The sequence below is a fragment of the Pseudomonas sp. NPDC089407 genome, assembly GCF_044900445.1.
GTDB lineage: Bacteria > Pseudomonadota > Gammaproteobacteria > Pseudomonadales > Pseudomonadaceae > Aquipseudomonas.
This window is the reverse complement of record NZ_JBJDNB010000022.1, coordinates 83,411-102,092: the sequence shown is the minus strand read 5'-3', so window position 1 is coordinate 102,092 and position 18,682 is coordinate 83,411. Positions and strand designations below refer to the sequence as shown.

Annotated in this window: 16 protein-coding genes; 3 read left to right on the top strand and 13 right to left on the bottom strand. The window is 63.0% G+C overall.

Annotated features, from left to right (window positions below):
* Positions 1 to 47 precede the first annotated feature (47 nt).
* Genes ACI2KG_RS17935 through ACI2KG_RS17920 form a run of 4 tightly spaced genes read right to left on the bottom strand, consistent with a single transcriptional unit; the run spans position 48 to position 3,493 of the window.
* Positions 48 to 1,205 carry a betaine/proline/choline family ABC transporter ATP-binding protein gene (locus ACI2KG_RS17935; RefSeq protein WP_201198659.1) on the bottom strand — a complete coding sequence of 386 codons (1,158 nt, stop codon included), beginning with the start codon at positions 1,203 to 1,205 and terminating at the stop codon, positions 48 to 50.
* Positions 1,202 to 1,855 (bottom strand): ABC transporter permease, encoded by a 654-nt coding sequence (locus tag ACI2KG_RS17930; RefSeq protein ID WP_400734555.1) that lies wholly within the window; start codon positions 1,853 to 1,855, stop codon positions 1,202 to 1,204. The genes ACI2KG_RS17935 and ACI2KG_RS17930 overlap by 4 nt, the downstream gene beginning before the upstream one ends.
* Positions 1,852 to 2,766, bottom strand: coding sequence for a glycine betaine ABC transporter substrate-binding protein (locus tag ACI2KG_RS17925; protein WP_404662787.1), 915 nt, complete (start codon positions 2,764 to 2,766; stop codon positions 1,852 to 1,854). The genes ACI2KG_RS17930 and ACI2KG_RS17925 overlap by 4 nt, the downstream gene beginning before the upstream one ends.
* 13 nt (positions 2,767 to 2,779) lie before the next feature.
* On the bottom strand, positions 2,780 to 3,493 hold the full coding sequence (locus ACI2KG_RS17920; RefSeq protein ID WP_043196954.1) for an ABC transporter permease: 714 nt from the start codon (positions 3,491 to 3,493) through the stop codon (positions 2,780 to 2,782).
* Positions 3,494 to 4,041: 548 nt separating this feature from the next.
* Between ACI2KG_RS17920 and ACI2KG_RS17915 the strand changes: the two genes are divergently transcribed.
* Complete coding sequence (locus ACI2KG_RS17915) at positions 4,042 to 5,625, top strand: peptide chain release factor 3 (RefSeq protein ID WP_404662786.1); 1,584 nt, start codon at positions 4,042 to 4,044, stop codon at positions 5,623 to 5,625.
* A 400-nt stretch (positions 5,626 to 6,025) separates the two neighbouring features.
* Here the strand turns inward: ACI2KG_RS17915 and ACI2KG_RS17910 are convergent, their stop codons facing one another.
* Positions 6,026 to 7,432, bottom strand: coding sequence for an NAD(P)/FAD-dependent oxidoreductase (locus tag ACI2KG_RS17910; RefSeq protein ID WP_404662785.1), 1,407 nt, complete (start codon positions 7,430 to 7,432; stop codon positions 6,026 to 6,028).
* A 63-nt stretch (positions 7,433 to 7,495) separates the two neighbouring features.
* Entirely contained in the window at positions 7,496 to 8,296 is an 801-nt protein-coding gene (locus ACI2KG_RS17905; RefSeq protein ID WP_404662784.1) for a helix-turn-helix domain-containing protein, read from the bottom strand.
* Between the two features lie 212 nt (positions 8,297 to 8,508).
* On the opposite strand from ACI2KG_RS17905, the gene ACI2KG_RS17900 reads away from it, so the two are divergent.
* Both ACI2KG_RS17900 and ACI2KG_RS17895 read left to right on the top strand, forming a co-directional pair.
* Positions 8,509 to 9,408, top strand: a complete 900-nt coding sequence (locus ACI2KG_RS17900; protein ID WP_404662783.1) for a hypothetical protein — start codon at positions 8,509 to 8,511, stop codon at positions 9,406 to 9,408.
* 32 nt (positions 9,409 to 9,440) lie between these two features.
* Positions 9,441 to 9,626, top strand: a complete 186-nt coding sequence (locus ACI2KG_RS17895; protein ID WP_404662782.1) for a hypothetical protein — start codon at positions 9,441 to 9,443, stop codon at positions 9,624 to 9,626.
* 137 nt (positions 9,627 to 9,763) lie between these two features.
* Here the strand turns inward: ACI2KG_RS17895 and ACI2KG_RS17890 are convergent, their stop codons facing one another.
* The 7 genes from ACI2KG_RS17890 to ACI2KG_RS17860 all read right to left on the bottom strand — a co-directional run bounded on the left by ACI2KG_RS17890 (position 9,764) and on the right by ACI2KG_RS17860 (position 18,644).
* Entirely contained in the window at positions 9,764 to 10,732 is a 969-nt protein-coding gene (locus ACI2KG_RS17890; RefSeq protein WP_400615307.1) for a peptide ABC transporter ATP-binding protein, read from the bottom strand.
* Positions 10,732 to 11,700 (bottom strand): ABC transporter ATP-binding protein, encoded by a 969-nt coding sequence (locus ACI2KG_RS17885; RefSeq protein WP_400615309.1) that lies wholly within the window; start codon positions 11,698 to 11,700, stop codon positions 10,732 to 10,734. The genes ACI2KG_RS17890 and ACI2KG_RS17885 overlap by 1 nt, the downstream gene beginning before the upstream one ends.
* Positions 11,701 to 11,710: 10 nt before the next feature.
* Positions 11,711 to 12,637 carry an ABC transporter permease subunit gene (locus tag ACI2KG_RS17880; RefSeq protein WP_201198679.1) on the bottom strand — a complete coding sequence of 309 codons (927 nt, stop codon included), beginning with the start codon at positions 12,635 to 12,637 and terminating at the stop codon, positions 11,711 to 11,713.
* Positions 12,638 to 12,647: 10 nt separating this feature from the next.
* The gene (locus ACI2KG_RS17875) at positions 12,648 to 13,658 is read right to left on the bottom strand and encodes an ABC transporter permease subunit (protein ID WP_201198680.1); all 1,011 of its coding nucleotides are present in this window, start codon (positions 13,656 to 13,658) and stop codon (positions 12,648 to 12,650) included.
* A gap of 91 nt (positions 13,659 to 13,749) precedes the next feature.
* On the bottom strand, positions 13,750 to 15,360 hold the full coding sequence (locus tag ACI2KG_RS17870; RefSeq protein WP_404662781.1) for an ABC transporter substrate-binding protein: 1,611 nt from the start codon (positions 15,358 to 15,360) through the stop codon (positions 13,750 to 13,752).
* 77 nt (positions 15,361 to 15,437) lie between these two features.
* A complete protein-coding gene (locus ACI2KG_RS17865; protein ID WP_404662780.1) occupies positions 15,438 to 16,817 on the bottom strand; it encodes an OprD family porin in 1,380 nt (459 codons plus the stop codon).
* 234 nt (positions 16,818 to 17,051) lie between these two features.
* The gene (locus ACI2KG_RS17860) at positions 17,052 to 18,644 is read right to left on the bottom strand and encodes an ABC transporter substrate-binding protein (protein WP_404662779.1); all 1,593 of its coding nucleotides are present in this window, start codon (positions 18,642 to 18,644) and stop codon (positions 17,052 to 17,054) included.
* Positions 18,645 to 18,682 lie beyond the last annotated feature (38 nt).

Genomic DNA, 18,682 nt, shown 5'->3' with positions numbered 1-18,682 from the left:
TGTGGGAGCTGGCTTGCCGGCGATGGGGTGCAGAGCACCCCCAGCAATTACGAAACCACCGCCTCAGCCGGCGAGACAATGCTGGTCTTGGCCCCACGTGAACGCCCCGAGCTCAGGTACGCGGCAATCGACTCCTGCGTCACCTCGCCCAGGAACACCTGCTCGGCATCCAGCACCGGCAACCACGCGCGGTTGAACTCGTACATGCGCGACAGCAGGATGCGCAAGTGCTCATCGTGCGAAGCCGTGGCATTGAACTGGCGCAGGAAATCGCCACACGTCCCTTGCTGGCGATGCATATCACGCCGGCGTACATAACCCAGCGCCTTGTTCTGCGCATCAGTCACCACCACGTAGCGGCGGTCGTGCTCGTCGAGCAGTTCCAGCGCATCGCTCACCGGCGTCTCCGGGCTTACCGCCGGAGCATTGTCTGCGGCATCTTCGGCGCGTACCAGCAGCAGGCGCTTGAGGGTGCTGTCCTGGCCAACGAAGTTGCTCACAAACTCATCCGCCGGGTGCGCCAGCAAGGTATCCGGGTGGTCCAGCTGCAGCAGCTTGCCAGCACGGAAGATGGCAATCTTGTCGCCCAGCTTGATCGCCTCGTCGATGTCGTGGCTGACCATGATCACGGTCTTGTTCAGCGCCCGCTGCATCTCGAAAAACTCGTTCTGGATCATCTCGCGGTTGATCGGGTCGACCGCACCAAACGGCTCGTCCATCAACAGCACCGGCGCTTCTGCGGCCAAGGCGCGAATCACGCCGATACGCTGCTGCTGGCCACCGGACAGCTCGCGCGGGTAGCGCTGCAGGTACTGCTTGGGCTCCAGCTTGATCATGTGCATCAGCTCGCGGGCACGCTCGTGGCATTTCTGCTTGTCCCAGCCGAGCAGGCGCGGCACCACGGTGATGTTTTCCTCGATGGTCATGTTGGGGAACAGGCCGATCTGCTGGATCACGTAGCCGATGTGCCGGCGCAAGGTCACTTCGTCCAGGCCGGTGGTGTCTTCGCCATTGATGAAAACCTGGCCGGAGGTCGGCGCGATCAGGCGGTTGATCATTTTCAGCGTGGTGCTCTTGCCGCAGCCCGAAGGGCCGAGGAACACGCAGATTTCCCCTTCGTTGACGGTGAGGCTTACCGAGTCGACGGCTTTGACGTCCTTGCCGTTGACGTTGAAGGTTTTGCTGAGGTTCTTCAGTTCGATCATGAGCGCAGTCCTTCTGGAGTCAGGGCACGTTGCAGGGTTTGCAGCAGCAGGTCGGCGATGATCGCCAGCAGGCTGACCAGTACGGCGCCGACCAGCAGCATCGACATGTCGCTGCGGCTGATGGAGGTAAGAATCAGCACGCCAAGGCCGCCGGCGCCGATGGTGGCAGCAATGGTCATGACGCCGATGTTCATCACCACGGCGGTGCGCACGCCGGCGAGGATCACCGGCACGGCGATGGGCAGCTCGACCATGCGCAGGCGCTGGCCAAAGGTCATGCCGATGCCGCGTGCGGCTTCACGGATGCCAGGCTCGACATTGGTCAGGGCCAGGTAGGTGTTGCGCATGATCGGCAGCAGCGAATACAAAAACACTGCGGTAATCGCCGGCAACGGGCCAAGCCCTTGGCCGAACTTCGAGTAGAACGGCAGCAACAGGCCGAACAGGGCAATCGAGGGGATGGTCAGCAGCACCGTGGCACTGGCCTGCAGCGGGCCGGCGAGCGCCGGGAAGCGAGTCATGAGGATGCCCAGCGGCACCCCGACCAGAATCGCCAGGCCCACGGCCACGCCAACCAGCATGATGTGCTGCCAGGTCAGTTGCAGCACCTGGGCCCAGTCCAGGTGGTTGAAGGTATCGATCAGGTTCATGGCTGGCCCTCGCTGTTCAATGGGTGCTCACGCAAGAAGGCGGCGGCCACGGCGGTCGGGTTCTGGTGCTCGACATCGACCTTGGCGTTGAGCTGGCGCATGGTTTCGTCGTCCAGCTGTTCGGCCAGCGGCTCGAGCAGGCCGGCCAGTTGCGGGTTGGCGTCGAGCACGGCTTTGCGTACCACCGGCGCTGCGGTGTAGTCGGGGAAGTAGTGCTTGTCGTCTTCCAGCAGCTTGAGGTTGAACGCACTCAGGCGGCCGTCGGTGGTGTACACCAGGCCGGCGAACACCTGGTTGTTGCGCATGGCGGTGTAGACCAGCCCGCCATCCATCTGGCGGATATTGCGCCGGTCCAGCGGCAGCTTGTACATCTCGCGCAGGCCGACCAGGCCGTCGGGGCGGTTGGCGAACTCGGTGTCCAGCGCCACCAGGTGGGTGCGCTGGTTTTCGTCACGCAGTACCTGGTTGAGGTCGCTGATGGTGTTGATCTGCGGGTAGGCCTCGGCCACCTGCTTGGGCAAGCCCAGCGCGTAGGTATTGCTGAACTTCGACGGGGTCAGCCAGATCAGGTCTTTTTTCGCATCCAGCGCCTTCACCCGGGCGAAGGTGGCTTCGGCATTGGGCATGCGCTCGTCGATGTGGTTGTACGACACCAGCGACACGCCGGTGTATTCCCACATCAGGTCGAGCTGGCCGGTTTCCTGGGCCTGGCGCGCGATGTTGCTGCCAAGGCCGGTGGTGACGCGCACATCGAAGCCGTTGGCACGCAAATATTGCGCAGTGATTTCGGCGAGCACGGTCTGTTCGGTAAATACCCGGGCGCCGATGCGCACCAGCGGTTTTTCCGCTGCCTGGGCGAATCCTGCGAACAGCAGGGCCGCGCCCAGCAGCAAGGCGATTCTCTTCTTCATACGTTCCCTATCCTTATTGGGCCAGGCCACGTTCCAGCCAGCGCTTGCTGGAGAAACTCACCGCCGCATCCAGCACCAGTGCCAGCAGTGCGGTGCAGGCGGCACCCAGCAGCAGCTGTGGCTGGTTGTTCAGGGCGATGCCGGGGAAGATCAGGCTGCCGAGGCTGTTGGCGCCGATCAGGAATGCCAGCGGTGCGGTGCCCACGTTCAATGCCAGGGCCACCCGTACACCACCGACAATGATCGGTACGGCGTTAGGCAACTCCACCTGCCAGAGTTGCTGGCGCGGGGTCATGCCGATGCCGGTGGCGGCTTCCTTGAGCGAGGCGGGGACGTTTTTCAGGCCTTCGTAGGTGTTGCGCACGATGGGCAGGAGGGAGGCGAGGAACAGCGCGAAGATCGCAGGCCCGGCGCCGATGCCCAGGATACTCAGGGCGATGGCCAGAACGGCCAGGGGGGGAATGGTGTTGCCAACGTTGAAGAACTGCATGAAGCGCTCGGCTTTGTCGACCCGGTGCGGTCGACTCAGCGCAATGCCGGCAGGGATGCCCACGGCCAGCGCCGCCGCCATCGAAGCCAGCACCAGTACTAGGTGCGCTTGCAGGTAGAACCCAAGATCGTCGCGATAACGCGCGATCGTGTCGATGCCGATCCAGTGGATCAGCAGGGCCAGGATGACGAGCACGGTGGCGCATCCCAACAGCCCTTTACCGTAGCGTTTAGCCACAGGCGGACTCCTTGTGTTGTCGGCGAGCACACTTCTTGGAAGCCGGCCAGTTTTGGCGGCGGGTGGTGTGTTCGCGAGTAGCAGCGTGATGCAGGCCGAAGGCTGCGATCAGGCCATGAGCCGAACCCCGTCGGGCCCGAAATTGCTGATGAAACCAGTCTCCAACCGAAGCGGGTTGCAGGGGAGTGGACGTCTCCGAGGGCGTAAAGGTTCCCATCTGAGGCGGCATTTGGCCAGCGTTAATCACTGGCGTGGTGGAAAATTGGCGAGAAAAAACAGCGGTTTAATGTGCTGCAGGCGTTGAATTAACTGCTCTGTGGCCTTCTGTCGTGATAAAGCGATTGTTTGATGAATGTGGTGTGGCAGGTCCGGCCCTTTCGCGGGTGAACCCGCTCCTACAAGGACCGCACGGCATTTGCAATCTGTGTAGGAGCGGGTTCACCCGCGAAAGGGCCGGAACAGGCGCCTCTCATTCCTCAGGTTTTGGTCCAGGCCCAACTTCAGGTATGATATCGCCCCTTTTAAATCCCCCAGTCAGGCGATTTCCCATGACCAACCAGGCCGCCGAAGTCGCGAAGCGCCGCACTTTCGCAATCATTTCCCACCCCGACGCCGGTAAGACCACCATCACCGAGAAGCTGCTGCTGATGGGCAAGGCCATTGCCGTCGCCGGTACCGTGAAGTCGCGCAAGTCCGACCGCCACGCCACCTCCGACTGGATGGAAATGGAGAAGCAGCGCGGCATCTCCATCACCACCTCGGTGATGCAGTTCCCGTACCGCGAGCACATGATCAACCTGCTCGACACCCCCGGCCACGAAGACTTCTCGGAAGACACCTACCGCACCCTGACCGCGGTGGACTCGGCGCTGATGGTGCTGGACGGCGGTAAAGGTGTAGAGCCGCGGACCATCGCCCTGATGGACGTGTGCCGCCTGCGCGACACGCCAATCGTCAGCTTCATCAACAAACTCGACCGTGACATCCGCGACCCGATCGAACTGCTCGACGAGATCGAAGCCGTGCTGAAGATCAAGGCCGCGCCGATCACCTGGCCGATCGGTTGCTACCGCGACTTCAAGGGTGTGTACCACCTGCAAGGTGATTACATCATCGTCTACACCCCGGGCCATGGCCATGAGCGTACCGAGGTGAAGATCATCGAGAAGCTCGACTCCGATGAAGCCCGTGCCCACCTGGGCGACGAATATGATCGCTTCCTCGAACAGCTTGAGCTGGTACAGGGTGCATGTCATGAGTTCGATCAGGACGAATTCATCAATGGCCAACTGACGCCGGTATTCTTCGGTACTGCACTGGGCAACTTCGGTGTGGACCACGTGCTTGACGCTGTTGTCGATTGGGCTCCGCGCCCGTTGGCGCGTGTCGCTCATGAGCGCACTGTGGAGCCGGTGGAAGAGAAGTTCAGTGGTTTCGTGTTCAAGATCCAGGCGAACATGGACCCGAAACACCGCGACCGTATCGCCTTCATGCGCATTTGCTCGGGCAAATACGAGAAGGGCATGAAAATGCGCCACGTGCGCACCGGCAAAGACCTGCGCATCGGCGATGCGCTGACCTTCTTCTCTTCCGAGCGCGAGCAGCTGGAAGAGGCTTTTGCCGGCGACATCATCGGCCTGCACAACCACGGCACCATCCAGATCGGCGACACCTTCACCGAAGGCGAGGCGCTGGGCTTCACAGGTATCCCGCACTTCGCTCCGGAACTGTTCCGCCGCGTACGCCTTAAGGACCCGCTGAAATCCAAGCAGCTGCGTCAGGGCCTGCAGCAGCTGGCCGAAGAAGGTGCGACGCAGGTGTTCTTCCCCGAGCGCAGCAACGACATCATCCTCGGTGCAGTCGGTGTGCTGCAGTTCGACGTGGTCGCCAGCCGCCTGAAGGAAGAGTACAAGGTCGAGTGCGCCTACGAGCCAATCACCGTGTGGTCGGCACGCTGGATCAGCAGTGACGACAAGAAGAAGCTTGAGGAATTCCAGAACAAGGCCATGGAAAACCTGGCCATCGACGGTGGCGGCCACCTGACCTACCTGGCGCCGACCCGGGTCAACCTGGCGCTGATGGAAGAGCGCTGGCCGGACATCAAGTTCCGCGCGACTCGCGAACACCACTAAGAGCAGCTACAGGTTTCAAGCTGCAACTGACGAATGTCAGTTGCCTGCTTTGACCCCGGTCAGTTAAGAAAGGCGAGGTGTTCGGCGGGCTTTCAACATCGCCTGCGAGATCGAGCGCCGCCCGCGCGGCGCTTCGCGGGGCAAGCCCGCTCCCACATCTGTTTCGGGCCAGTCCCTCCTGTGAAGTCTCCACTGTCCGCCTTGTGTCCTCTTCAATATCGCAGGGGACGCCGCTGCTCTTCATCAGTGTCCAGTCGTTCATCCAAGAGTGCGCGCGCCAGAGGCACAGGAGTAATTGGCCCGAAACAAATGTGGGAGCGGGCTTGTCCCGCGAAGCGCCGCGCGGGCGGCGCTCGTTCTACCAGGCACTGCATCCCTCAAGGCAAGCACCTCCCCAAGGTCACCGCATGAAGCCTTCCATGAAGTCCGCAAGATTACTGGCCAGGCGCCGCCTCCACGGCGCGCTGGCGGGGTTGGCGAGGGTCCGGTCCTCGTGGACGAAGCTCTGGATGATCGCGTTGTAGCCCAGCCAGCGGCAGGGCTCGGGTGGCCAGCTGGCCAGGCTCGAAACGGGGCGGTTGTCGAGTACCCACGGTTGCGCGGTCAGTTCGTTGTGCTGGTTCAGGATCAGCGCCGCCAAGGTGCGCCCGCCCAGGTTGGTGGCACCGACGCCTTCACCGCCGTAGCCGCCGGCAAGGGCAGTGCCGCGCTGGCGGTCACACAGCATGTGCGGGCGAAAGCGCCGCGCCATGCCCAGGTTGCCGCCCCACGAGTGGGTGATGCGCACGTGCTTCAGTTGCGGGAACAGCTCGCTGAACAGGTAGCGGCGCAGCTCGATTTCCTGCTCGTCGAGGTTGAAGTTTTCGCGCAGGCGGCCCCCGAAGCGGTAGCCACCGCGGGCGCCGAACACCAGGCGGTTGTCGGCGGTGCGCTGGCCATAGGTGACCTGGCGGCTGCTTTCGCTGAAGGCCTGGCCCTGGCTCAGGCCGATCTGCTCCCAGGTGGATTCCGGCAATGGCTCGGTAGCCACCAGCAGGCTTTGTACAGGCAGTTGATGTTTGCCCAGTGGCGGCAGGCTGGCGGCGTAACCTTCGACAGCGGGCACGCTCCACTGGCAGCGAAGGCGCGCCAGCGGGGTGCGTACTTCGCCGGGTTGCCAGTCGATGGCCGGGGTGTTCTCGTAGATCGGTACGCCCAGCGCTTCCACCGCCCGAGCCAGGCCGCGCACCAGCTTGGCCGGCTGGATGGTCGCGGTGTGCGGGCTGTAGATGGCGCCATAGGCATTGCTGACCCGCAGCTGGGCGTCCAGTTGCTCGGGGCGCAGCCAGCGGTAATCGTCCTCGGTCATGCCCTGGCGATACAGGTCATCGAGGTAGGCGCGCAGGCTGCGCTCCTGTTCCGGGTAGCGCGCGGCGCAGTACAGCACGCCGCCTTTGCGGTAGTCGCAGTCGATGCCTTCGCGCTGAAGCACGCTGTGCACCTCATCGGGGATGCCATGCAGCAGGTCGATGCTGGCGCGGCGCTGTTGCGGCCACAAGGTGGCGAGCAGGCGGTCTTCGCCGAGCAGGTTGCCCATCAGCCAGCCGCCGTTGCGCCCGGAGGCGCCGAAGCCGGCGATGTTGGCGTCGATGACCGCGATGTTCAGCTGTGGCGCCTGGCGCTTGAGGTAGTAAGCGGTCCACAGGCCGGTATAGCCGGCGCCGATAATGCACACATCGGCGTCGAGGTCGTCGCGCAGGGCCGGGCGGGCGCACAGCGGCTCGTCGAGCTGGTCCATCCACAGGCTGAGCGTGCGCAGGGGTTGCATCGGGTTCGGCTCCACATCCGTCAAAGTCTGTGAGCGATCCTAGTGCTGTCGGCGGGGGCTGTCTTACGTGCGTGCACGCAGGGAAATTTGCTTCAGGTAGGCCTTGGGCGTAAGCCCGGTGTGTTCACGGAAGCATTTGTAGAAGGCCGACAGCGAGTTGAAGCCGGCGCTGAACGCCAGGTCGTCGATGGGCGCTTCGATGCTGTCATCGTCGAGGCTGGCCATCAGGTGCTGCAGGCGCGCCTGGTTGACGTAGCGGTAGAAGCTTTGCCCCAGCACCTGGTTCAGCAGGTAAGAGATCTGGTTGCGGCTGTAGCCACTGGCCTCTGCAACCTGCTGCAGGTCCAGCTCCGGGTCCAGGTACGGGCGCTGGCGCTGGAAGTAGTACTCCAGGTCCTGGGCCATGGTCGACAGCTGCCGAGGTGACAGGCCAAGGCGGCTGGTGGCCGGGCGCGGCCCGTTGCTGGCCAGGCCGCGGCCGTTCTGGCGCACCAGGGTGGCGTATTCGTTGACCCGCCAGATCAGCCCGTCCTTGACGGTAATCGCCTCGCTGGACTGGAACGCCACCAGGCCGTCGCCGCCTTGCACCGTGACCTGGTACTGGATGAACGCAGTGCAGCCATCGACGCGGATGCGGTCACTGTGAACGATGTCTTCGCCGGCCTCATGGGGTAGGGAGGCGCGTACGTAGTCGCGCAGCTCTTCGTAGCCGAGTACGCGGTTCTGGAAAAAGTCGTGGTACTGGATATCGGGGTGGTACAGCGCGATGACGCCGTCGAGGTCGCGGTGCTTCCAGCACAGGTGGTAGCGCAGCACGGTGTCGGCGGTGAGCGGTGTCTGGGCAGTGTCGTCAGGGAGCTTCATGGGCGAATGATGCAGGGTGCGCAGCAACCGGTTCAAGAGTGCAGAACACATGACCCATTGGCAGGTTTCGCGCATTTTGCACGGTTGCCTGCCATTGCTTTTTTGTAACTTGTTGATTTTATTGGGCGTCATTTTTTGTCACAACTGGCACAGCCGCTGCAATGGTTAATGCGCGAATGGAATTCTCGCTCACAACATAAGGCGCACACATCATGATCACCCCTGCCGATTATCCCACTGTCGATACACAAAGCCGCTCAGGTGTTTCCTGGGCTGCAATCTTCGCTGGCGCGGCTGCCGCCGCCTCGGTGTCGCTCATCTTGGTGGTGCTTGGTGCCGGGCTCGGCTTTGCCGTTACCTCGCCCTGGGCTGACGAAGGGGCCAGTGCCAAAGCTCTGGGTATTTCAACGATCATCTGGCTGCTGGTAACCCAAATCATTGCCTCAGGCCTGGGCGGCTATATTGCCGGGCGCCTGCGGGTGAAATGGGCCAACCTGCATGGCGATGAGGTGTACTTTCGTGATACCGCCCACGGGTTCCTGTCTTGGGCTGTAGCCACGCTGGTAGCGGCGATGCTGGTGCTGGGTGCCGCAGGTAATCTGGTGGGTGCCGGGGCCAGTGCCGCCTCACAGGCGGCTACGGCTTCAGTAGCTGCTGGTGGTGCAGCTGCCGCGGGTAGCAACAACGATTCGATGGGCTATTTCGTCGATAGCCTGTTCCGTGGCGAGGGGCCGGCGCCGGTCAGCGACGATGCGGCCAACGGTGTAGCCGCGCGCATTCTGGCCAAAGGCGTTGCGGGCAACGGTGCACTGCCTGCGGAAGACCGCGCCTACCTGGCCCAGCTGGTAGCCCAGCGCACGCGTCTGAGCCAGGCCGAAGCCGAAGCCCGTGTCGACCAGGTGATGGCGCAGGTACAACAACTGAAAACCGATGCCAAGCAAGCGGCGGACACGGCTGCCAAGGTGGCTGCCTGGACTGCGCTGTGGACATTCATTGCCCTGCTGTGCGGCGCATTCTTCGCCAGCCTGGCAGCCCTTTACGGTGGCCGTCAGCGCGACCGTGTGCAGTGGCTTGAAGGCGACTATGTAGCCCATCGCACCCTTCAACGTTAAGCGAGGAGAACTGACATGCGCTCGATATTACTGTGGATGATTGGCGTACCGATTCCGGTCATCATTCTGATCGCGCTGTTCATGCATTGATTGAAGGAGGGGCGGCTTTGGCCGCCCTTCACTTTTTGCAGAAGGAGGAGAGCATGCGCTCGATATTGCTGTGGATGATCGGGGTGCCGATACCGGTGATCATCCTGATCTGGTTGTTTATGCATTGAGATTTTTGGGGCCGCTTTGCGGCCCATCGCGACACAAGGCCGCTCCTACAAGGGACGCATTCCCCTGTGATCGCGGTCCCCTGTAGGAGCGGCCTTGTGTCGCGATGGGCTGCGCAGCAGCCCCGGCAATCTAAAACTTAAAGAAACTGCTCGGCATAATGACAAGCCACCTGCCGAGTACTCACCTGCCGCAATGCCGGCACCTCCTTCGCACACCGCTCGGTCGCATACGGGCAACGCTTGTGAAACGCACACCCATCCGGCGGGTTCAGCGGGTTCGGTAATTCCCCGGCAATGCGAATCTTCGGCTTTAAAGGGTCGGGGTGAATCGCCGGTGTCGCCGACAGCAGCGCCTGGGTATACGGGTGCAGCGGCTTCTCGTAGATGTCTTCTTTCGGCCCCATCTCCACCGGCCGCCCCAGGTACATCACCAGCACATGATCGGCCACATGCCGCACCACCGCCAGGTTGTGCGAGATAAACACGTAGGCGGTGTTGAACTCCTTCTGCAAGTCCATGAACAGGTTCAGCACCTGGGCCTGGATCGACACGTCCAGCGCCGAAGTCGGCTCATCTGCCACCAGCACCTTTGGCTGCAGCATCATCGCCCGGGCCAGGGCAATCCGCTGGCGCTGACCGCCGGAGAACATGTGTGGGTAGCGCTGGTAGTGTTCAGGCCGCAAGCCGACCTGTTCCATCATCTTCTGCACTTTCTCGCGGCGTTCTGCCTTGCTCAGCGAAGTATTGATCAGCAGCGGCTCGGCCAACTGGTCGCCAATCTTCTGCCGTGGGTTAAGCGAGGCGTAGGGGCTCTGGAACACCATCTGCACGTCGCGGCGCAGTTGCTTGCGCTCGGCCTTGCTGGCGCCTTTTACCTCGGTGCCGGCAATTTGCAACGAGCCGGACGAAGGTTCTTCGATCAGGGTCAGGGCGCGGGCCAGGGTCGACTTGCCGCAGCCGGACTCGCCAACCACGGCCAGGGTCTTGCCGGCCTCCAGTTCGAACGACACGCCATTCAGCGCACGCACCAGCGCATGGCCCTTGAACAGCCCGCGGGAGACTTCGTAATGCCGGGTCAGGTCCCGGGCGGATAGAACGACGGCCATTACGCCACCTCCTGGTTCAGCGGGTAGAAGCAACGCACCAGGCTATGGGCCTGTGGCTCAAGGGGCGGGCGCTGGCGCCGGCAGTTGTCCTGCACGTAGGGGCAGCGCGGCGACAGCAGGCAGCCGACCGGGCGGTCGTAGCGGCCGGGGACGATGCCGGGCAAGGTGGCCAGGCGTTCGGCGCCGATGCTGTGTTCGGGGATCGCCGCCAACAGCGCTTCGCTGTAAGGGTGGGCGGGGACGTCGAACAGCTCCGGCACCTGCCCTACTTCCACGGCTTCGCCGGCGTACATCACGCACACCCGCTTGGCGGTTTCGGCAACCACGGCGAGGTCGTGAGTGATCAGGATGAGCGCCATGTTGCGCTCTTTCTGCAGGTTCACCAGCAGTTCCATGATCTGCGCCTGGATGGTCACGTCCAGCGCGGTGGTCGGCTCGTCGGCGATCAGCAGCTTGGGTTCGCCGGCAATCGCCATGGCAATGGCCACGCGCTGGCTCATGCCGCCGGACAGTTGGTGCGGGTAGGCATCCAGGCGGCTTTCCGCAGCCGGGATCTCGACTTTTTTCAGCAGTTCCAGTGCCCGCTGGCGGGCAGCCTTGCCTTTCAGGCCCAGGTGCTGACGCAGCACTTCTTCGATCTGGTAGCCCACGGTGTAGCTGGGGTTAAGCGCGGTCATCGGGTCCTGGAAAACCATGGCGATGTCCTTGCCCACCACCTTGCGCCGCTGCCGGCCGCTGAGCTTGAGCATGTCGGTGCCGTCGAAGGTAAGGGCGTCGGCGGTGATGCGCCCGGGGGCGTCGATCAGGCCCATCAGGGCCATCATGGTGACCGATTTGCCAGAACCCGACTCGCCGACGATGGCCAGGATCTCGCCGGCCTCCACCGCCAGGTTCAGGCCATCGACCACCGGTACTGCGTTGGCGTCGCCGAAGCGCACATTCAGGTTGTTGATCTGCAACAGTGACATGGCGTTCTCCTCAGGCGGCGTTCTTGAGTTTCGGGTCCAGCGCATCGCGCAGGCCGTCGCCCATCAGGTTGATAGCCAGCACACTGAGCAGAATGGTCAGGCCGGGCAGGCTCACCACCCACCAGGCGCGCTCGATGTAGTCACGGGCCGAGGCCAGCATGGTGCCCCACTCGGGGGTGGGGGGTTGAACGCCAAGGCCGAGGAAACCCAGCGCAGCGGCGTCGAGGATCGCCGAGGAAAAACTCAGGGTGGCCTGCACGATCAGCGGTGCCATGCAGTTGGGCAGCACGGTGACGAACATCAGCCGTGGCAGCCCGGCACCGGCCAGGCGGGCGGCAGTGACGTAGTCGCGGTTCAGCTCGACCATCACGGCGGCGCGGGTCAGGCGCACATAGGAGGGCAGCGACACGATGGCGATGGCGATCACCGTGTTGATCAGGCCAGGGCCGAGGATGGCGACGATGGCGACCGCCAGCAGCAGCGACGGCAGGGCCAGCATCACGTCCATCAGGCGCATGATCGATGGGCCGAGCAATTGCGGGAAGAACCCGGCCAGCAGGCCCAGCAGGATACCCGGGATCAGCGACATCACCACCGACGACAGGCCGATCAGCAGCGACAGCCGTGCGCCCTGGATCAACCGCGAAAGCAGGTCGCGGCCGAGTTCGTCGGTGCCGAGGATGAACTGCCAGGTGCCGCCTTCCAGCCACACCGGCGGGGTCAGCAGGAAGTCGCGGTACTGCTCGCTTGGGTCATGCGGGGCCACCCACGGCGCGAACAGCGCGCAGAACACCACCAGGCTCATGAAAGCCAGGCCCATTACCGCGCCTTTGTTGCGCGCGAAGGCTTGCCAGAATTCTTTGTATGGCGAGGGATAGAGCAGGCTCTGGTCCACCGGGCTGGCCGGTGACACGGATTTCGGAATCGGGCTAGTCATGGCAAAGGCCTCAGCGCTGATGACGGATGCGTGGGTTGGCCAGGCCGTAGAGGATGTCCACGACGAAGTTGACCAGGATTACCAGGCAGGCGATCAACAGGATGCCGTTCTGGACCACGGGGTAGTCACGGGCGCCGATGGCTTCGATCAGCCATTTGCCGATGCCCGGCCAGGAGAAGATGGTTTCGGTCAGCACCGCACCGGCCAGCAGCGTGCCGACTTGCAGGCCGAACACGGTCAGTACCGGGATCAGCGCGTTGCGCAGGCCATGCACGAACACCACGCGGGCTGGCGACAGGCCTTTGGCACGGGCGGTGCGGATATAGTCTTCGCGCAGCACTTCAAGCATCGACGAGCGGGTCATGCGCGCGATCACCGCCAGCGGGATGGTGCCGAGCACGATGGCGGGCAGAATCAGGTGCATCACCGCGTCCTTGAATGACCCTTCCTCATCACTGAGCAGGGTGTCGATAAGCATGAAGCCGGTTTTTGGTTCGATGTCGTAGAGCAGGTCGATGCGCCCGGACACCGGGGTCCAGCCCAGGCTCACCGAGAAGAACATGATCAGGATCAGGCCCCACCAGAAGATCGGCATCGAGTAGCCGGCCAGCGAGATACCCATCACCCCATGGTCGAACAGCGAACCGCGCTTGAGCGCGGCGATCACCCCGGCCAGCAGGCCGACGATGCCGGCGAACAACAGGGCGGCGAAAGCCAGTTCGAGGGTGGCCGGGAACAGGGTGAGGAACTCGGTCCACACGCTTTCGCGGGTACGCAGCGACTCACCAAGGTCGCCCTGGGCCAGCTTGCCGACGTAGTCCAGGTACTGGACCGGCAGTGGCTTGTTCAGGCCCAGGCGCTCCATGGCCTGGGCATGCATTTCGGGGTCGACCCTGCGCTCGCCCATCATCACTTCCACCGGGTCGCCGGGGATCAGGCGTATGAGCGCGAAGGTGAGCAAGGTGATGCCGAAAAAGGTCGGTATCAGCAGGCCAAGGCGCCGGGCAATAAAACTCAACATTGTCGGGGTTACCTCATCAGGCCGTGCGGCCAACAGCGCGCGACGGCAGTGCCGCCGGGCCCCGTGAGGGTTGCCGGCGGTCGTTGTTGTTCTACTTCACCTTGGTGGTGGCGAAGTTGTTTTTGGCCAGAGGGCTGATCACGTAGCCCTCCACGTTGTCACGCATGGCCGTGAACACCTTGGGGTGGGCCATGCTGATCCAGGGTTGGTCGTCATCGTACACCTTCAATGCCTCGCTATAGAGCCTTGCGCGTTCGTCGTTGTCGATCACCTCGCGGGCGCGGCTGATCAGCTCCTGGAACTTAGGGTTGCACCAGCGCGCATAGTTCTCGCCGTTCCTGGCCGCCTCGCAACTGAGCAGTGGGGTGAGGAAGTTGTCCGGGTCGGCGTTGTCGCCGGCCCAGCCGGTGGACACCAGGTCGGCTTCGCCTTTCTTGGCGCGGCGCAGCATCTCGGCCCATTCCATCACGCGGATATCCAGCCGCAGACCGATCTGCTTGAGGTCGGCTTGCAACATCTCGGCAGAAAGACGCGGGTTAGGGTTGGTCATGCCGCCGCCGTTGCGGGTGAACAGGGTGATGACCGTGCCCTCCGGTACGCCAGCCTCCTTGAGCAGGGCGCGCGCCTTGCCGAGGTCTCGCGGCGGGTTCTGGTTGGCCTTGTTGTAGCCGATCATGGTCGGCGGGTAGGGGTTGACGCCCACCAGCGCATTGCCTTTGCCAAACAGCTGGTCGACGTGGGTCTGGCGGTCGAAGGCCATGTTGATGGCCTTACGCACGCGCACGTCGCTGAGGTATTTGTGCTGGGTGTTCATGGCGATGTAGCCAGTCACCAGTGCTTCGGTCTCGGCCACCTTGAGCCTGGAATCGGCCTTGATCGACGGCACGTCTTCCGGTTTGGGGTACACGGCGACCTGGCATTCGTTGGCGCGCAGCTTCTGCAGCCGCACATTGCTGTCGGTGGCTATAGCGAACACCAAGGCGTCCGCGGGTGGCTTGCCGCGGAAATAGTCCGGGTTGGGTTTGAAGCGGACCTGGGCGTCCTTGTTGTAGCGCTGGAAAACGAACGGCCCGGTGCCGATGGGTTTGCTGTTCAGTTCGGTAGTTTTGCCGGCCTTGAGCAACTGGTCGCCGTATTCGGCGGAGTAGATCGAGGTAAATGCCATGGCCATGTCCCGCAGGAACGGCGCTTCCGGGCGGGTGAGGGTGATCACGACAGTGTGGTCGTCGGCCTTGTCCACCGACTTGAGCAAGCTCCTGAAGGCCATGCTTTCGAAATAGGGGTAACCGACGCTTGTCTTGTCGTGCCACGGATGGGCCTTGTCGAGCTGCCGGCGCAGGCTCCACAGCACATCGTCGGCGTTGAATTCACGGGTGGGGGTAAAGTAGTCGGTGCTGTGGAATTTCACGCCCTGGCGCAAGTGGAAGGTATAGGTCAGCCCGTCTGCCGAGATGTCCCAGCGTTCGGCCAGCGCCGGCTCGATGTCGGTGGTGCCGGGCTTGAAGTCGACCAGGCGGTTGAACAGCGTTTCTGCGGCGGCATCGAAGGTGACCCCGGTGGTGTACTGGACCACGTCGAACCCTTCCGGGCTGGCTTCGGTGCACACTACCAGCGGCTTGGCTGCCAGTTGCGTGGCGCTGCCGAGTACCAGCGCGGCCAGTGCCAGGCGTAGCGGTAGCCGTTTGATGAATGCTCTGTGCATGGGGTGAAGTCTCCCTGCTTGCATGGTTCCAGCGTAGCCGCCACGGCCCGCCGTGAAGCGGACCGTGGCGTCAACGGTCAGAGAATGTTGAATGGAATGGTGGTGACCACGCGGAACTCATCCAGGCTGCCATCGCCCTGGGCCTTGCTGGCGCGGTGGGTGGTGTAGGTGGCACGGATGCTGGTGTCTTTCAGCGGCCCGCTCTGTACCGCGTAGCTGGTGCCTATACCCCACTCGTAGTGGGTTTCGCCATCCAGGCCCTTCACGTCATAGGCCGTGCCACGGTAGTGGGTGCCGTCGATGCCCCAGCCGCGGGCGTTGTACAGGTTGAACTTGAGCCCCGGCACGCCATAGGGCGCCATGTTCAGCACGTAGGAGAGCTTCAGCGACTTCTCGTTGGGGCCGTTGAAGTCCGACAGCAGCGAGTTGGCCAGGTAGATGCCGTTGGTTTCGTGCAGGTAGTCGAAGTACTCGTTGCCGTTGACCTGCTGCCAGGAGGCGCCGAGGGTGTGGGCCTGGTGGGTCAGGTCGAGCGACAGGCTGTAGGTGTCGTTGTCGATCTTGCCCATCTTCTGGCTGCCGGCGTCGACCGTCTTGTAGTAGTTCAGGCCGGTGCTCAGGCTGAGCACTGCGCTGTCGCCGAGCACATGGTTGGCGCCGAAGTAGTACTGGTTCCAGAAGTCGTCGACCTTGGTCGCGTACAGGCTGGTGCTCAGGCTTTTTAGCGGCTGGTAGTTGATGCCGGCGGTGCTGGCGCGGTCGGTTTCGACGCCGGTGGCGCTGTACTCGCTGCGGAACTTGCTGAGGCTTTGTTCGGTACGTGGCGACACGCGGTCGAAAGTACCCAGGTCGAAGCTGAGGTTGTCGAACTCGGCACTGTGCAGGAACGCGCCCTGGAAGCTCGACGGCAGCGCACGGTTGCCGATGTAGGCGATCATCGGCGTGTCCACTGTCTGGCGGCCGAGGGTGAGGGTGGTGTTGGACACGCGCGCCTTGATGTTGCCCAGGCCCAGTTTGCTCCACTGGCCGATGGGGTCGCCATCGCTGTGGGTCAGCGTGCGGTTGTTGGGGCCGGCGATGGCTTCACGGCTTTGTTGCAGGGCGATGGCGTTGTAGCCGGCGGCCTCGACGGCGATGCCCACAGTACCTTCGGTGAAGCCGGAGCTGTAGTTGAGGATGGTGCCCTGCACCCAGTTTTCGCGGCTATGGGTGTCGTGGCGGGTGCCGTCGTTCTTGTAGTAGCGCCAAAGCGGGGCGCGTGCGGCGCGTTCGCGGGCGTACCAGTTGCGGGTGCTACCGGACACGCTCTGGCCGTCGATGAAGCCGCCGGCCTGGGCTTGTTCGCTGGTGCCTTTGAGGGTGATGGGGATGAAGTCCTGGCTCTGTGGGTCGGCCTGGGCCACGGTGGAAAAGGCACTGATGGATAAGGCCAGTGCGGTCAAGGTGAATACTCTCAAGGTTGAAGCTCCCTTTCTTTTCTAGTTATGGCCGGCCTTGTGGGCCGGGTGCTTGCTGCGGTGTTGCCAGGGTTGCCGCGGGATCGCCGGGGCTGAACTTTGGGGTGTTGTGTTGGCTGGGCTGGCCTAATCGCCGGCAAGCCGGCTCCCACAGGGATTCATGAGGAACCCGAGGTTTGTGAAGAACCTTGTGGGAGCTGGCTTGCCGGCGATTAGGCCGGCCCCGGTTAACGCTTAATCAACACTCACACCGGAAAAATCATTGCGCCCAAACGGGCTGACCTTGAACTGGGAAACCTTGACGCTAAGCGGCTGGTTCACCGTGGAATGGGCCACCGGGGTAATCGGCACCTGCTGCTTGAGCCGCTGCTGGGCCTGCTGGTACAGGGCGCTGCGTTGCGCCGGGTCGGTGACCTGCTTGGCCTGCTTGACCAGGCTGTCGTACTGCGGGTCGCACCACAGCGAGTAGTTGTTGCTGCCGATGGCGTCGCAGCTGTAGAGCGTGCCCAGCCAGTTGTCCGGGTCGCCGTTGTCTCCGGTCCAGCCGATCAGGGCGATGTCGTGCTCGCCGCTTTTCATGCGCTTGATGTATTCGCCCCATTCATAACTGACGATGCGCACCTTGAAGCCGAGCTTGTTCCAGTCGGACTGGAGCATTTCAGCCATCAGCTTGGCGTTGGGGTTGTAAGGGCGTTGCACCGGCATGGCCCACAGGGTGACCTCGGTACCCGGCTTGACCCCGGCCTGCTGCAGTAGCTGCCTGGCCTTATCCGGATCGTAGGGCGCGTCCTTGAGCGTTCCGTCATAGGACCACTGGGTTGGTGGCATGGCGTTGACCGCCAGCTGGCCGGAATCCTGGTACACCGCCTGGAGAATGGCCTTCTTGTTCACCGCCATGTCCATCGCCTGGCGCACTTCCAGGTGGTCGAACGGTGGGTGCTGGGTGTTGTAGGCGATGTAGCCGAGGTTGAAGCCCGGTTGCTGCAGCACCTGCAGTTTGCTGTCGGCCTTGAGCGCCGGCAGGTCGGCCGGACGCGGGTGCAGGGTGACCTGGCATTCGTTGCGGCGCAGCTTCTGGATGCGCACCGAAGGGTCGACGTTGATCGAGAACACCAGGTTGTCGATTTTCACCTGGTCTGGCGCCCAATAGGCCTTGTTGCCCTTGTAGCGGATCTGCGAGTCCTTCTGGTAGCGCTGGAACACGAATGGCCCGGTGCCGATCGGTTGCTGGTTGATGTCGCTGGGGCGACCGCTGGCTAGCAGCTTGTCGGCGTATTCGGCAGAGAGAATCGACGCGAAGCTCATGGCCAGGTTCTGGATGAACGCGGCATCGACCGTGTTCAGGGTGAAGACCGCGGTCAGCGGGTCGGCTTTCTCGACCCGGGCGATGTTCTTGTCCAGGCCCATGCTGATGAAGTAGGGGAACTCGGTGGGGTAGGCCTGGCGGAACGGGTGGCCCTTGTCGAGCATGCGGTTGAAGGTGAATAGCACGTCGTCGGCGTTGAAGTTGCGGGTCGGGGTAAAGAATTTGTTGCTGTGAAACTTCACCCCTTCACGCAGGTGGAAGGTGTAGCGCAGGCCGTCTTCGGAAACCTCCCAGCGGCTTGCCAGGGCAGGGTGCACGGCGGTGCCGCCGCGCTCGAACTCGACCAGGCGGTTGTAGATGGGCTCGGCGGCGTCGTTGTCGGTGGCAGTGGTGTACTGGGCGGTGTCGAAACCGGCGGGGCTGCCTTCGGAGCAGAACACCAGGTTGTTGGCCAGCACGGCTGGAGACTGGCTAAGCAGGCCCAGGGCCAGCAGGGCGCAAAGGTGGGTAGCGTGGCGCATGGCAAATCCTTTTTCATCTGTTTGCACCGCTTCGGGGT